12 protein-coding genes are annotated in these 13,697 nt (G+C 65.4%); 6 read left to right on the forward strand and 6 right to left on the reverse strand.

Features of this window, described 5'->3' with window-relative positions; all coding sequences use genetic code 11:
- Positions 1-15: 15 nt before the first annotated feature.
- The 4 genes from araG (at position 16) to QZ471_RS05755 (ending at position 5,639) form a co-directional block, all read left to right on the forward strand.
- A complete protein-coding gene (gene araG / locus QZ471_RS05740) occupies positions 16-1,542 on the forward strand; it encodes an L-arabinose ABC transporter ATP-binding protein AraG (protein WP_295461664.1) in 1,527 nt (508 codons plus the stop codon).
- 37 nt (positions 1,543-1,579) lie between these two features.
- Positions 1,580-2,548 (forward strand): L-arabinose ABC transporter permease AraH, encoded by a 969-nt coding sequence (gene araH, locus QZ471_RS05745; RefSeq protein ID WP_295461666.1) that lies wholly within the window; start codon positions 1,580-1,582, stop codon positions 2,546-2,548.
- 82 nt (positions 2,549-2,630) lie between these two features.
- Positions 2,631-4,370 carry an IlvD/Edd family dehydratase gene (locus QZ471_RS05750; protein WP_295461668.1) on the forward strand — a complete coding sequence of 580 codons (1,740 nt, stop codon included), beginning with the start codon at positions 2,631-2,633 and terminating at the stop codon, positions 4,368-4,370.
- A gap of 120 nt (positions 4,371-4,490) precedes the next feature.
- Entirely contained in the window at positions 4,491-5,639 is a 1,149-nt protein-coding gene (locus QZ471_RS05755) for an aldose epimerase family protein (RefSeq protein WP_295461670.1), read from the forward strand.
- A 203-nt stretch (positions 5,640-5,842) separates the two neighbouring features.
- Here the strand turns inward: QZ471_RS05755 and QZ471_RS05760 are convergent, their stop codons facing one another.
- Positions 5,843-7,420 (reverse strand): aldehyde dehydrogenase (NADP(+)), encoded by a 1,578-nt coding sequence (locus tag QZ471_RS05760; protein WP_295461672.1) that lies wholly within the window; start codon positions 7,418-7,420, stop codon positions 5,843-5,845.
- A gap of 151 nt (positions 7,421-7,571) precedes the next feature.
- Complete coding sequence (araD1, locus tag QZ471_RS05765; protein WP_295461674.1) at positions 7,572-8,567, reverse strand: AraD1 family protein; 996 nt, start codon at positions 8,565-8,567, stop codon at positions 7,572-7,574.
- Positions 8,568-8,669: 102 nt separating this feature from the next.
- Between araD1 and QZ471_RS05770 the strand changes: the two genes are divergently transcribed.
- On the forward strand, positions 8,670-9,593 hold the full coding sequence (locus QZ471_RS05770; RefSeq protein WP_295461676.1) for a LysR family transcriptional regulator: 924 nt from the start codon (positions 8,670-8,672) through the stop codon (positions 9,591-9,593).
- 106 nt (positions 9,594-9,699) lie between these two features.
- Here the strand turns inward: QZ471_RS05770 and cysB are convergent, their stop codons facing one another.
- From cysB to QZ471_RS05785, 3 genes are all read right to left on the reverse strand, one after another.
- Positions 9,700-10,674, reverse strand: a complete 975-nt coding sequence (gene cysB, locus QZ471_RS05775; RefSeq protein ID WP_295461678.1) for an HTH-type transcriptional regulator CysB — start codon at positions 10,672-10,674, stop codon at positions 9,700-9,702.
- A gap of 113 nt (positions 10,675-10,787) precedes the next feature.
- Positions 10,788-11,270 carry a universal stress protein gene (locus QZ471_RS05780; protein WP_295461680.1) on the reverse strand — a complete coding sequence of 161 codons (483 nt, stop codon included), beginning with the start codon at positions 11,268-11,270 and terminating at the stop codon, positions 10,788-10,790.
- Between the two features lie 159 nt (positions 11,271-11,429).
- A complete protein-coding gene (locus tag QZ471_RS05785) occupies positions 11,430-11,756 on the reverse strand; it encodes a thioredoxin family protein (RefSeq protein ID WP_295461682.1) in 327 nt (108 codons plus the stop codon).
- A gap of 165 nt (positions 11,757-11,921) precedes the next feature.
- Here QZ471_RS05785 and QZ471_RS05790 point away from each other — a divergent pair, with 165 nt between their 5' ends.
- Positions 11,922-13,001 carry a 3-deoxy-7-phosphoheptulonate synthase gene (locus QZ471_RS05790; protein ID WP_295461684.1) on the forward strand — a complete coding sequence of 360 codons (1,080 nt, stop codon included), beginning with the start codon at positions 11,922-11,924 and terminating at the stop codon, positions 12,999-13,001.
- A gap of 55 nt (positions 13,002-13,056) precedes the next feature.
- Here QZ471_RS05790 and QZ471_RS05795 read toward each other — a convergent pair whose 3' ends face one another.
- Positions 13,057-13,338, reverse strand: a complete 282-nt coding sequence (locus tag QZ471_RS05795) for a GNAT family N-acetyltransferase (protein WP_295461686.1) — start codon at positions 13,336-13,338, stop codon at positions 13,057-13,059.
- Between the last annotated feature and the right edge of the window lie 359 nt (positions 13,339-13,697).

Consider the following 13,697-nt stretch of genomic DNA (forward strand, 5'->3'; position numbering starts at 1 on the left):
AGGAGTGGCCTCACCATGGCAGCCCTGGAACAAACCACCGCGCGCAGCGCCGACAGCCTCGGCTTCGTCGGCATCGGCAAGACCTTTCCTGGCGTCAAGGCGCTCACCGATATCTCCTTCAGCGTGCGTCCCGGCTCGGTGCATGCCCTCATGGGCGAGAACGGCGCCGGCAAGTCGACCCTGCTGAAAATTCTCAGCGGCTACCACGCCCCCACCACCGGCCACCTCAACATCGATGGCCAGGAACTGGTATTCAAGAGCACCGCCGAAGCCATCCGCGCCGGCGTCGCCGTGATCCAGCAGGAACTGCAGCTGGTGCCGGAGATGACCGTCGCCGAAAATCTCTTTCTCGGACATCTGCCGGCGCGCTACGGCATCGTCAATCGCGGCCACCTGCGGCGCCAGGCGCTGGACCTGCTCAAGGGACTGGCCGAAGAGATCGACCCCAATACCAAGGTTGGGCGCCTGTCGCTCGGCCAGCGCCAGTTGGTGGAGATCGCCAAGGCGCTCTCCCGGGGCGCCCGCGTCATCGCCTTCGACGAGCCCACCAGCTCCCTGTCCGCCCGCGAGACCGATCGGCTGATGACCATCATCGCCCGGCTGCGCGACGAAGGCCGGGTGGTGCTCTATGTCTCTCACCGCATGGAAGAAGTCTTCCGCATCTGCGACGCGGTCACGGTGTTCAAAGACGGTCGCCACGTGCGCACCATCGAGCGCCTGACCGACATCACCCCCGACCAGTTGATCACCCTGATGGTCGGCCGCGATCTCGCCGACATCTATGACTACCGCCCGCGCGCGATCGGCGGCGGCTGCCTCAAGGTCGAGGGCCTGCTGGGCCAGGGCCTGCAGCAACCGGTGGGCTTCGAGGTCTGCCAGGGCGAGATCCTCGGCCTATTCGGCCTGGTCGGTGCCGGGCGGACCGAGCTGCTGCGCCTGCTGGCGGGTCTGGAAAAGCAACAGGCCGGCAGCCTGAGTCTCAAGGGTGCGCCGGTCAGCCTGAAATCCCCGCGTGACGCCATCGCCGCCGGCATCCTGCTCTGCCCGGAAGATCGCAAGAAGGAAGGCATCGTGCCCCTGGCCAGCGTGGCCGAGAACATCAACATCAGCGCCCGCGCCCATCACGCCAGCCTCGGCTGCCTGATCCAGGGTCGCTGGGAAAAGGCCAATGCCGAAAAGCAGATTCGCGCGCTGAACGTGAAGACGCCCCATGCCGGGCAGAAGATCAAGAATCTCTCCGGCGGCAACCAGCAGAAGGCCATCCTCGGGCGCTGGCTGTCGATGCCCATGCAGGTGCTGCTGCTCGACGAGCCCACCCGCGGCATCGACGTGGGCGCCAAGTCGGAGATCTACGCCATCATCCACGACCTCGCCGCCCGCGGCATCGCCGTGGTGGTGGTCTCCAGCGACCTGATGGAAGTCATGGGCGTGGCCGATCGCATCCTGGTGATGAGCGAAGGCGCCATCACCGGCGAGGTGGCCCGCGCCGACTTCAACGACGAGCGCCTGCTGCAGCTCGCCCTGCCCCGTACCCGTGCCTGAACGGCCTGACAACAAGACAAGAACAGAGGTCCAGTCCATGTCCGCCCAACCCCACAGCCTGACCCCGCCGCGCCGCGGCTTCGACACCCGTCGTTTCCTCGACGACTGGGCCATGATGCTGGCCGCCGTGGTCATCTTCGCCCTCTGCGCGCTGTTCGTGCAGAACTTCCTCTCGCCGCTGAACATGCGCGGTCTGGGCCTGGCGATCTCCACCGTGGGCATTGCCGCCTGCACCATGCTGTTCTGCCTGGCCTCCGGCCACTTCGACCTCTCGGTGGGTTCGGTGATCGCCTGCGCCGGGGTGGTCGCGGCGGTGGTGATGCGTGATTTCGACAGCGTCTTGCTCGGTGTCGCCGCCGCCCTGGCCATGGGTCTGGTGGTAGGGCTGATCAACGGCCTGGTGATCGCCAAGCTCAAGATCAACGCCCTTATCACCACGCTGGCGACCATGCAAATCGTCCGCGGCCTCGGCTACATCTTCTCCGACGGCAAGGCCGTGGGCGTCTCCCAGGAGCAGTTCTTCGTGTTCGGTAACGGCCAGCTGTTCGGCCTGCCGGTGCCCATCGTCATCACCCTGCTGTGCATCCTGTTCTTTGGCTGGCTGCTCAACTACACCACCTTCGGTCGCAACACCATGGCCATCGGTGGCAACGAGGAAGCCGCGCTGCTGGCCGGTGTCCACGTCGACCGCACCAAGATCATCATCTTCGCCATGCACGGGGTGATCGGCGCCCTGGCCGGCGTGGTGCTGGCCTCGCGCATGACCTCCGGCCAGCCGATGATCGGCCAGGGCTTCGAACTCACGGTGATCTCCGCCTGCGTGCTGGGCGGGGTTTCCCTGGCGGGCGGCATCGGCATGATCCGCCACGTGATCGCCGGCGTGCTGATCCTGGCGATCATCGAGAACGCCATGAACCTGAAGAACATCGACACCTTCTACCAGTACGTCATCCGCGGAACCATCCTGCTGCTGGCCGTGGTCATCGACCGCTTCAAGCAGCGCTAAACCCAGACTCTGCCCTCCCCCGCGGCGCCAGGTGCGCCGTGCTGGGGACCGCTTTGCCCGTGAAATGCCCGAGGACAAGACAATGACCACGCCCAAACGCCCGCTCCGCTCCGCCCAGTGGTTCGGCAGCAACGACAAGAACGGCTTCATGTACCGCAGCTGGATGAAGAACCAGGGCATCCCGGACCATGAATTCCAGGGCAAGCCGGTCATCGGCATCTGCAACACCTGGTCCGAGCTGACCCCCTGCAACGCCCACTTCCGCAAGATCGCCGAACACGTCAAGCGCGGCATCTACGAAGCCGGCGGCTTCCCGGTGGAATTCCCGGTGTTCTCCAACGGCGAATCCAACCTCAGACCCACCGCCATGCTGACTCGCAACCTGGCCAGCATGGACGTGGAAGAAGCCATCCGCGGCAACCCGGTGGACGCCGTGGTACTGCTGACCGGCTGCGACAAGACCACGCCGGCCCTGCTGATGGGCGCCGCCAGCTGTGACGTGCCGGCCATCGTCGTCACCGGTGGCCCCATGCTCAACGGCAAGCACCATGGCCGCGACATCGGCGCCGGCACCATCGTCTGGCAGATGCACGAGGCCTACAAGGCGGGCGCCATCGACCTCAACGAATTCCTCTCCGCCGAAGCCGGGATGTCGCGTTCGGCCGGTACCTGCAACACCATGGGTACCGCCTCCACCATGGCCTGCATGGCGGAAGCCCTGGGCACCTCGCTGCCGCACAACGCCGCCATCCCGGCGGTGGATTCGCGCCGCTACGTGCTGGCGCACCTGTCCGGCATGCGCATCGTCGAGATGGTGGAGGAAGACCTGCGGCTGTCGAAAATCCTCACCAAGGAAGCCTTCGAGAACGCCATCCGCGTCAACGCCGCCATCGGCGGTTCCACCAACGCGGTGATCCACCTTAAGGCCATCGCCGGCCGCATCGGCGTGGACCTGGAGCTGGACGACTGGACCCGGGTCGGTCGCGGCACCCCCACCATCGTCGACCTGCAGCCCTCCGGACGCTTCCTGATGGAAGAGTTCTATTATTCCGGCGGCCTGCCGGCGGTGATCCGCCGCCTGGGTGAAGCCAACCTGCTGCCCCATCCCGAAGCCCTGACCGCCAACGGCAAGAGCCTCTGGGCCAACTGCGCCGAGGCCCCTATCTACGGCGACGACGAAGTCATCCGCGCCCTGGACAACCCCCTGCGCGCCGACGGTGGCATCTGCGTATTGCGCGGCAACCTGGCGCCCAAGGGCGCGGTGCTCAAGCCCTCGGCTGCGACCCCGGCGCTCATGCAGCATCGCGGTCGCGCGGTGGTGTTCGAGAATCTGGAAGACTACAAGGCGCGCATCGTCGATCCGGACCTGGACATCGACGAGACCTGCGTGATGGTGCTGAAGAACTGCGGACCCAAGGGTTATCCGGGCATGGCCGAGGTGGGCAACATGGGTCTGCCGCCCAAGCTGCTGGCCAAGGGCATCACCGACATGGTGCGGATCTCCGACGCCCGCATGAGCGGCACCGCCTACGGCACCGTGGTGCTGCACGTAGCCCCCGAGGCGTCGGCCGGTGGCCCGCTGGCGGTGGTCCGCGAGGGCGACATGATCGAGCTGGACTGCGCCTCCGGGCGCCTGCACCTCGATATCCCCGACGAAGAACTGGCCGCGCGCCTGGCCGACTGGCAACCGCCGGCGGAACAGCTGTTGGCCGGCGGTTATCGCCGTCTCTACGTCAACCACGTGCTGCAGGCCGACGAAGGCTGCGACTTCGACTTCCTGGTCGGCTGCCGTGGCGCCGAGGTGCCACGCCACTCCCATTGACCCGCTCTACCCCCTCTCCCGCCGGGAGAGGGTTGGGGTGAGGGGCTTCACCGCCTCTCCTCCGACTCCTGGGTCACCTGACCCAGCCTTGCACAACAACAAACCGAAAAGGTGGTCGAGATGAAACGCACGTTAGCCCTCACCGGACTTGGACTGTCACTCATGATCAGCACCCTTACCGCCCAGGCGGCCGGCCTCAGCAGCCAGCAGTCGAGCTTCGGCAAGCTGCCCGATGGCACCCCCATCGAGAAGTTCGTCCTGACCAACAGCCACGGCATGCAGGCCACCGTCATCACCTACGGTGGCGTGCTACAGGCGCTCAAGGTGCCCGACCGCAAGGGCCACAGCGAAGACGTGGTGCTGGGCTTCGATGACGTCCAGGGTTATCTCGACAACCCCACGGTATTCTTCGGCGCCACCATCGGCCGTTTCGGCAACCGCATCGCCGAGGGCCGCTTTAGCCTCGACGGCAAGACCTACCAGATCCCCCAGAACGACAAGACCAACGCCCTGCACGGCGGGCCCCAGGGCTTCAACACCAAGGTGTGGAAGGCCGAGCCGGCCAAGGGCGACGGCTGGGTCGGCGTGACCCTGAGCTATGTTTCTCCCGATGGCGAGATGGGCTTTCCCGGTACCCTCACCACCCAGGTGACCTACCAGTTGGACGAGCACAACCAGCTGACCCTCAAGTACCGCGCCACCACCGACAAGCCGACGGTGCTCAACCTGACCAACCACAGCTACTTCAACCTGGCGGGCGCCGGCAGCGGCACCGTGCTCAAGCAGGTGGCGATGCTCAATGCCGACAAATACACCCCGGTGACCGCCAAGCTGATCCCCACCGGCGAACTGCCGCCAGTGGCCGGCACGCCCATGGACTTCCGCAAGCCCACCGCCATCGGCAAGCACATCGCCGACGACAACCAGCAGTTGAAGTACGCCGAACCCAAGCAGGGTGGCTATGACTTCAACTGGGTGCTTAACACCGCTGGCGATCTACAGAAGGCCGCTGCCGTGGTGACCGACCCGGGTTCCGGCCGCACCCTGACCCTCTACACCACCGAACCGGGCGTGCAGTTCTATACCGGCAACTTCCTGGAGGGGAACATCAAGGGCAAGGCCGGCAAGACCTACGGCCACTGGGGTGCCTTCACCCTGGAAACCCAGCACTATCCGGACGCCCCGAACCAGCCGAACTTCCCCACCACCCGCCTGGACCCCGGCCAGACCTACACCCAGACGACGATCTTCAAGTTTTCCGACAAGTAGGGGCATCGCTTAGGCAAGGGGCAGCTCCGTTTCCCTCACCCCAGCCCTCTCCCAGAGGGAGAGGGGGCTAGTCCGGAGCGCCCCTCGCCCTCGTAGCGTGGAAAACGGCGCAGCCTTTTCCACTGTCCCGCCCCTTCCCATCACCCAATAAAAAACCCGGCGCCTCACGACGCCGGGTTTCTTACCACCTCAAAGCACTACGATCAGATCGCCGCCTTGGTGTTCTCGCCGTTCACCAGGCGCTGGATGCCCAGCGGGTTGGCGTTCTGCAGGGCTTCCGGGAGGAAGGCATCCGGATAGTTCTGGTAGCACACCGGGCGCAGGAAGCGGTCGATGGCCAGGGTGCCGACCGAGGTGCCGCGGGCATCGGAGGTCGCCGGATAGGGACCACCGTGGACCATGGCGTCACAGACTTCCACCCCGGTGGGATAGCCATTAAGCAGCAGGCGCCCGGCCTTCTGCTCCAGCAGGCCGATGATGGCCTCGAAGCGTTGCAGATCGGCCGGCTCGGCCAGCAGGGTCGCGGTCAGCTGGCCGTGTAGACCTTGCAGCGCCTGGTGCAGCTGGGCTTCGTCAGCCACCTCGACCACCACGGTGGTGGGGCCGAAGACTTCTTCCTGCAGCAACTCGTCGTTTTCCAGCAGCAGGCTCACATCAGCCTTGAACAGTTGCGGACGCGCCTGGTTGCCTTCCTGCTTGGCACCGGCCAGGTGTTGCACGCCGGAATGGGCCAGCAACGCCGCGACGCCCTTCTCGTAGCTCTTCAGGGTGCCCGGATTGAGCATGGTCTGGGGCGCCTGCTCGTTCATGGCACCGGCCAGACGCTCGAGGAAGGCGCTGAACTCCGGCGAACGCAGGCCGATGACCAGACCCGGATTGGTGCAGAACTGACCGCAGCCCAGGACCACGGAGGCCGCGAGTTCGCCGGTGATGGCGTCGCCACGGGCCTTGAGCGCCTCGGGCAGGACCACCACCGGGTTGATGCTGGACATCTCGGCGAACACCGGGATCGGTTGCGGACGGGCCGCGGCCATGTCACACAGGGCGCGACCGCCGCGCAGGGAACCGGTGAAACCCACCGCCTGGATGGCCGGGTGCTTGACCAACTGCTCGCCCACGCCACCGCCATAGATCATGTTGAACACGCCCTTGGGCATGCCGGTCTTCTCGGCAGCGCGAATGATGGCGTCGGCCACGTATTCGGCGGTGACCATGTGGCCGCTGTGGGCCTTGAACACCACCGGGCAACCGGCGGCCAGGGCCGCAGCGGTGTCGCCGCCAGCGGTGGAGAAGGCCAGCGGGAAGTTGCTGGCGCCGAACACGGCCACCGGACCCAGACCGATACGGTACTGACGCAGGTCAGGGCGCGGCAGCGGCTTACGGTCGGGCAGCGCGGTATCGATGCGCGCACCGTGGAAGTCACCCCGGCGCAGCACCTTGGCGAACAGGCGCATCTGGCCGCTGGTACGACCGCGCTCACCCTGGATGCGGCCAGCCGGCAGCGCGGTTTCCTGGCAGACCAGCTGGACGAAGTCGTCGCCCAGGGCATCCAGTTCGTCGGCGATGGCGTCGAGGAAGGTGGCGCGTTTTTCGGCGCTCAGCTTGCGGTACAGAGGCGCGGCCTGCTCGGCGGCGCGGGCGGCGGCATCGACCTCGGCCGGCGACGCCTGGAAGAATTCGTAGGGCAACTGATCGCCGGTGGTGGCGTCGATGCTGTAGACCCGCACCTCGCCCTCGCCGCTGCGAGCGCCACCGATGTAGTTCTTGCCTTGGATCTGCATTGTTCTCGACTCCTTATACCTAGGGGTTCAGGGAAGACCGCCCACCTGGGACGGCCTTCGAAAAGGTGGCACGCTCAATGTCCGAGCGGCCGGGCCAGCCTGTGCGATACCCACTCTAGCATTCGCATAGTCAGCAGTCATCATACAACTATCAGAGCTGGCGGACCTGTCCGGGCTGGAAGGCTGCCGTGCCTGCCCTGACGCCATTGCTCAGCGGCTCGCCGAATTCCGGCACCGCGATCTCGAATCTGTCGCCTGGCTCGACGCGGATGCCATCGGCGAAGGACAGGGTCGCCGTGCCGAAGAAATGCACATGGACATCGCCCGGACGCAGGAACTGCGCGTACTTGAAGTGGTGATACTCCAGGTTCTCCAGGCTGTGGCACATGTTGTCCTCGCCTGAGAGGAATTCCTTCTCCCAGACCACCTGCTCGCCGCGACGGATACGGCTGGTACCTGCCAGGTGGCGCGGCAGTTCACCGGTGCGCAAGGCCGGTCCGAAGCTGCAGTAGCGTAGCTTGGAATGGGCCAGGTAGAGATAGTTCTTGCGCTCCATCACGTGATCGGAGAACTCGTTGCCCACCGCATAACCCAGCCGATAGGGCTTGCCGTCGTCGCCGATCACATAGAGACCGGTCAGTTCAGGCTCTTCACCGGCGTCCTCGGCGAATTCCGGCAGCGGGATGTCGCCGCCCGGACGCACCAGGATGCCGCCATCGCCCTTATAGAACCATTCCGGCTGGGCACCGGCAGTGCCCGCTGCAGGCCGACCGCCCTCCACACCCCATTTGAACATGCGCATGGAGTCGGTCAGCTTGGACTCTTCCTGGCTGTTCTGCTGGTGCATCTTGTCGCGGGTGGCGGCGCTGCCCAGGTGGGTCAGACCTGTCCCGGTGACCAGGCAGTGCGCTGGGTCCTCATGATCCAGCGGCGGCAACAGGCGACCGGCATCGAGCAATTCGGCATAGGCTGGGCCGGGCTCCAGGCCCAACGTCTGCACCTGGGACTCCAGCGAAACGCCGGCACGAATGGCCTGCAGCGCCAAAGTCCGGGTGCTGGTCGCGCCGCGGACCTGCTGGACTTTACCGCGCTCGACCACACCGACGCGGCGTTGGCCCTGTTGGTCTTCGAACTGAATCAGGTGCATGGCATTCTCCTTGTTGGTTATCGCCTGAAGGAGACTTTACTCGGCGCTACGGGGCCTGCCTAATGAGAGCTCCCTATCCCGCGATAACCAACGGTTATTCCCATGCTGCCATCCCTGGGCTCCATCGCCTCCCGTCTGCGCCTGCGGCAACTGCGCCTGCTGATCGCCCTCGACGAGGAAGGCTCGCTGCACAAGGCCGCCGAACGCATCGCCATCTCCCAGCCCGGCGCCACCAAGGCCCTGCACGAGATCGAGAGCACCCTGGGTGCCACCCTCTTCCTGCGCACCCACCAGGGCCTGCAGCCCAATGACCTGGGCCGCTGCGTGATCCGCTATGCGCGGCTGATCGAGAGCGACCTGGCCCATCTGCGCGAAGAGATGCTCGGCATTCTCCAGGGCGAAGGGGGTCGTCTGGCGGTGGGGGTGATCATGGGCGCCGTGCCCCGGCTGATCGCCGCGGTGTCGCGCCTGGGCGCGGCGCAACCCCAGCTGGGGATCGAGATCATCGAGGACACCAGCGTGCGCCTGCTCGACCTGCTCGACGCCGGTCGCATCGAACTGGCCATCTGCCGCAGCAGCGTCAGCCGCCGGCCGGATGCCTATGACTGCCTGGAGGTGCGCGAAGAGCGGCTGGAGATCGTCTGCCATCCGCGCCATCCACTGGCGAAGTCGGAGACACTGGGACTCGCCGAGCTGGTCGACAGTCGCTGGATCGTCTATCCGGCCAACCTGCCCATGCGCCTGACCCTGGAACGGGAATTTCGCGCGGCCGAGCTGGAGTTTCCCCGCTATCCGGTGGAAACCTCCTCGACCTTCACCCTGCTCGGCCTGCTGCAGGAAGACGCCAACCAGGTGGCCATGCTGCCCAGCGACATCGCCCAGTTCGGCGAAAGACACGGCCTGCTGCGCCGCCTGCCGGTGGTCCAGCGCACCCGCAACGAGCCCTATTCGATCCTGGTGCGCCAGGGCGCGGGGCTGTCGGCGGCGGCGCAGCTGCTGCTGGAGCAGTGGCGGTTGGCGGGGTAATGCCTCTATCGCCGCCATGGCGGGCCGCCGATGCGGCCGCTCCTACAAAAGCATCACGCCCTGTAGGAGCGGCCCATGGCCGCGATAACGCCGCTAAAAAGGCACCTCAATACGTAGGCAGCGTCACCCCATGGAACAGGGTCTCCAGCTCCTGGCGCGTTGGCGTCTGCATGGCCTCGGTCAGCACGTCACGGGTCAGGTGCGGGGCGAAGCGGCCGATGAAGTCGCACATGAAGCCGCGCAGGAAGGTGCCGCGGCGCAGGCCGATCTTGGTCACGCTGGCTTCGAAGAGGTGGCTGGCGTCCAGGCAGACCAGGTCGGCATCGGCCTTGAGATCCACCGCCATGTCGGCGACGATCCCCACGCCCAGGCCGAGGCGCACATAGGTCTTGATCACGTCGGCGTCCGCCGCGGTCAGCACCACGTTGGGCTCCAGGCCGTGACGGGCGAAGGCCTCGTCGAGCTTGGAGCGGCCGGTGAAACCGAAGACGTAGGTCACCAGCGGCTGTTCCGCCAAGTGTTCCAGGGTAAGGTGCTCCACCTTGGCCAGGGGGTGGCCCTGGGGCACGATGACGCAGCGGTTCCAGCGATAGCAGGGCATCATCACCAGATCGTTGAAGCGCTCCAGGCCTTCGGTGGCGATGGCGAAGTCCACGGTGCCGTCGGCGGCCATCTCGGCGATCTGGGTCGGCGAGCCCTGGTGCATGTGCAAGGCCACGTCCGGATACTGCTTGATGAATTCGCTGATCACGTCCGGCAGCGCATAGCGCGCCTGGGTGTGGGTGGTGGCGATGGACAGGGTGCCCTTGCGCTCGTTGGAGAATTCCTGGGCGATCTGCTTGATGCTCTCGCACTTGCGCAGGATCTCGCCAGCGGTCTGGATGATCCGCTCGCCTGCGGGCGTTACCCGGGTCAGGTGCTTGCCGCTGCGGGCGAACACCTCGACCCCGAGCTCGTCCTCGAGCAGGCGGATCTGCTTGCTGATGCCGGGCTGCGAGGTATAGAGACTCTGGGCGGTGGCAGAAACGTTCAGATCGTGGTGGGCGACTTCCCAGATGTATCGCAACTGTTGCAGCTTCATGCCTGTTCCTCGCTAACCCATGCGCAAGCATATAACAGTAATGCAGCCCTTAAGCTTTTTCTAGACCAAAATCGAATTAAGTCGCTCAGAGGCATGAGCGACTGTCCCGCCAATCAGCCCTGACGCAGCGGCACCAGATAGATGGGGATGCGGGCCGTCTGCAGCAGGCGGCTGGCCGTCCGCCCCAGCGGCGCGACCTGATCGTCGCCCTGGCTGCGACTGCCGATCACCAGCAGATCGGCGGCGAACTCCTGGGCCTGCTTGAGGATGATCAGCGGCGGGTCCCCCTGGAGCACCCGTACGGCCCGCACCAGGCCCAGGGTCGCCGGGGTCTCCAGCAGGTCTTCGCGCAGGGATTCGAAGACCTGTTGCTCGATGGTCTCCAGCACCAGGTCCAGTCCGCCGTTGCGCAGGCGATCGAGGGACTCCCCGTCCAGATGCTGTTGCAGCAGAGTGGATGCCAACAGACCGAGGGGTTCGACGACATGGACGACGTACAGCCTGGCCTGGTGGATGCGTGCCAGGTTCAAGGCGTGCTGGAAGACATAGGACGAACACAGGCCCAGGTCCGTGGCATAGAGCAGGGAGCGGATCACGATTCCTCCTGGCAAGGTCACCCGACCTGGCCGGTCCGACGCGGGTTAGCTCTTTCAGCCTAGCAGCCTATTGCCAGTTTCGCCGGGAACCACGCGCTAGAGCCCCCTCGGGCATTCGGCGGTCGCAGCCTGGAAAGTCCTACCAACCCGGGTAGCCGCTCAGGGCAGCTCCTCGGGCTCGCGGCCTTCCGCCGCCTCGATGGCCGCCACCAGCGCCGGCTCCCGCAGCGGCGCCTGCACCGGGCCGAGGAAGTCGCCGTCGCGCACCAGGAACAGCGCCGGCAGATGGAAGACGCCATAGCGCTGCACCAGGCCGCCGCTGCGCTCGGCATCCACCCAGTACAGGCGTTCCACCGGCAGCCGCGCTGCCGGCAGCACCTGCCGCGCCAGACGGCAGCTGGCGCAGCCGACGCTGGTGAAGATCAGCAAGGAGCGCCCTGCCGCCGCCAGCAACACGGCATCCGCCGTCCCATCATCCAGTTCCATCGCCAACCCCGTTGCGATCATCGTCAAAGTACGCCGCTGGCGTCGCCAATCACGTCGTAGCCATTGTGAGCGGGCGGTACAAGCGTTAAGGTGCCCCACCCTTCTTTTGCATTTTGCCTGCGCGGGCCCCGACCTGTCGCAGCGCCGTGACCGACGAGTAGCACCATGGCCGCACAGCCCCGCCTTAATGACCTCAACATCGAAGCCAACGAGCCGCTGATCACCCCCGAGCAGCTCAAGCAGGAGATCCCGCTGAGCGATCTCGCCGCTGACACCGTCGCCCAGGGCCGCCAGGTCATCCGCGACATCCTCGACGGCAAGGACCACCGTCTCTTCGTGGTGATCGGCCCCTGCTCGATCCATGACATCAAGGCCGCCCACGAATACGCCGAGCGCCTCAAGACCCTGGCTGCCCAGGTGAGCGATACCCTCTATCTGGTCATGCGCGTCTACTTCGAGAAGCCCCGCACCACCGTGGGCTGGAAGGGCCTCATCAACGACCCCTACCTGGACGACTCCTTCAAGATCCAGGACGGCCTGCACATCGGTCGCCAGCTGCTGCTGGACCTGGCGGAAAAGGGCCTGCCCACCGCCACTGAAGCCCTGGACCCGATCTCGCCCCAGTACCTGCAGGACCTGATCAGCTGGTCGGCCATCGGCGCGCGCACCACCGAATCCCAGACCCACCGCGAGATGGCCTCTGGCCTCTCCTCCGCGGTCGGCTTCAAGAACGGCACCGACGGCAGCCTCACGGTCGCCATCAACGCCCTGCAGTCGGTCTCCAGCCCGCACCGCTTCCTCGGCATCGACCAGCGCGGCCAGGTCTCGGTGGTGATGACCAAGGGCAACCCCTACGGCCACGTGGTGCTGCGCGGTGGTAACGGCAAGCCGAACTACGATTCGGTCAGCGTCACCCTGTGCGAGCAGGCGCTGGTCAAGGCCAAGGTCAAGCCGAACATCATGGTCGATTGCAGCCACGCCAACTCCAACAAGGACGCCGCCCTGCAACCGCTGGTAATGGACAACGTCGCCAACCAGATCGTCGAGGGCAACACCTCCATCGTCGGCCTGATGGTGGAAAGCCACCTGGGCTTCGGCAACCAGCCGATCCCGGCGGACCTGTCGCAGCTGGAGTATGGCGTCTCGGTGACGGATGCGTGCATCGACTGGGCCATGACCGAGAAGAGCATTCTCGACATGCACCGCAAGCTCAAGGACGTGTTGCCGCGTCGCGCCCGCGACTGATCCAGGGCACAGACGAAAACGCCGGGCTAAGCCCGGCGTTTTTTTGTGTTCCGCTTCAGGCCAAGGGTGTGACCTGGCCGCGGCGCTCGAGATAGTGCTCGACGTAGGAGCAGGAGGGAATGACGCTGTAGCCGCGGCTCTCGGCGTAGTTCAGCGCGTGCTCGGTCAGTCGCGCCGCCAGGCCGCGCCCACGCAGGGCATCGGGGACGAAGGTGCGATAGAAATCCATCGTCTGCTTGCCCAGATCCATGTAGGCGAGATAGGCGCGCTGGCCGTCGACAGAAAGATGGAACTGATGATTGGCCTCATCGTGCTCCACCTGCAGGGATTCGTTCATGACTACTCCTTGGCGGTTTGGCTCCGCCTTATCCATTGTTATCGATGACACCCGAAGACGAGAACGCACCCTTCCTGTGCAGGTCTGAGCCACAGCGCGTCAGACCTCCACGGAAGAGGCAGGTTCTAACCAGCCGTCGCACCGTAAAAACCGACTATAACAGGCGCCATCCCCCGCACGCAGCCTCAGCTCGCTTGACATCTTTCGCCTATCCTCTAACGTTCTGAAACGTTCTAGGCTTTCCGCCATCAAAGCTGTGGCTGATACCGGTCGCAAGCGTTCTTGGTGAGCGCACGGAGCCTGAGAGAAGAATTTCCGCAAAAATTCCTCTTTCAACGGGTTCGCTCAGTTTACTTACG

This window comes from uncultured Pseudomonas sp. (genome assembly GCF_913774235.1).
Taxonomy (GTDB): Bacteria; Pseudomonadota; Gammaproteobacteria; order Pseudomonadales; family Pseudomonadaceae; genus Chryseomonas.

Excerpts from the sequence above, each read along its gene's own strand:
- QZ471_RS05755 (WP_295461670.1), top strand. The coding sequence starts at position 4,491 with ATGAAACGCACGTTAGCCCTCACCGGACTTGGACTGTCACTCATGATC.
- QZ471_RS05785 (WP_295461682.1), bottom strand. The coding sequence starts at position 11,756 with ATGGAACTGGATGATGGGACGGCGGATGCCGTGTTGCTGGCGGCGGCA.
- araD1 (WP_295461674.1), bottom strand. The coding sequence starts at position 8,567 with ATGCACCTGATTCAGTTCGAAGACCAACAGGGCCAACGCCGCGTCGGT.
- QZ471_RS05770 (WP_295461676.1), top strand. The coding sequence starts at position 8,670 with ATGCTGCCATCCCTGGGCTCCATCGCCTCCCGTCTGCGCCTGCGGCAA.
- araG (WP_295461664.1), top strand. The coding sequence starts at position 16 with ATGGCAGCCCTGGAACAAACCACCGCGCGCAGCGCCGACAGCCTCGGC.
- QZ471_RS05750 (WP_295461668.1), top strand. The coding sequence starts at position 2,631 with ATGACCACGCCCAAACGCCCGCTCCGCTCCGCCCAGTGGTTCGGCAGC.
- araH (WP_295461666.1), top strand. The coding sequence starts at position 1,580 with ATGTCCGCCCAACCCCACAGCCTGACCCCGCCGCGCCGCGGCTTCGAC.
- QZ471_RS05790 (WP_295461684.1), top strand. The coding sequence starts at position 11,922 with ATGGCCGCACAGCCCCGCCTTAATGACCTCAACATCGAAGCCAACGAG.
- QZ471_RS05760 (WP_295461672.1), bottom strand. The coding sequence starts at position 7,420 with ATGCAGATCCAAGGCAAGAACTACATCGGTGGCGCTCGCAGCGGCGAG.
- QZ471_RS05795 (WP_295461686.1), bottom strand. The coding sequence starts at position 13,338 with ATGAACGAATCCCTGCAGGTGGAGCACGATGAGGCCAATCATCAGTTC.
- cysB (WP_295461678.1), bottom strand. The coding sequence starts at position 10,674 with ATGAAGCTGCAACAGTTGCGATACATCTGGGAAGTCGCCCACCACGAT.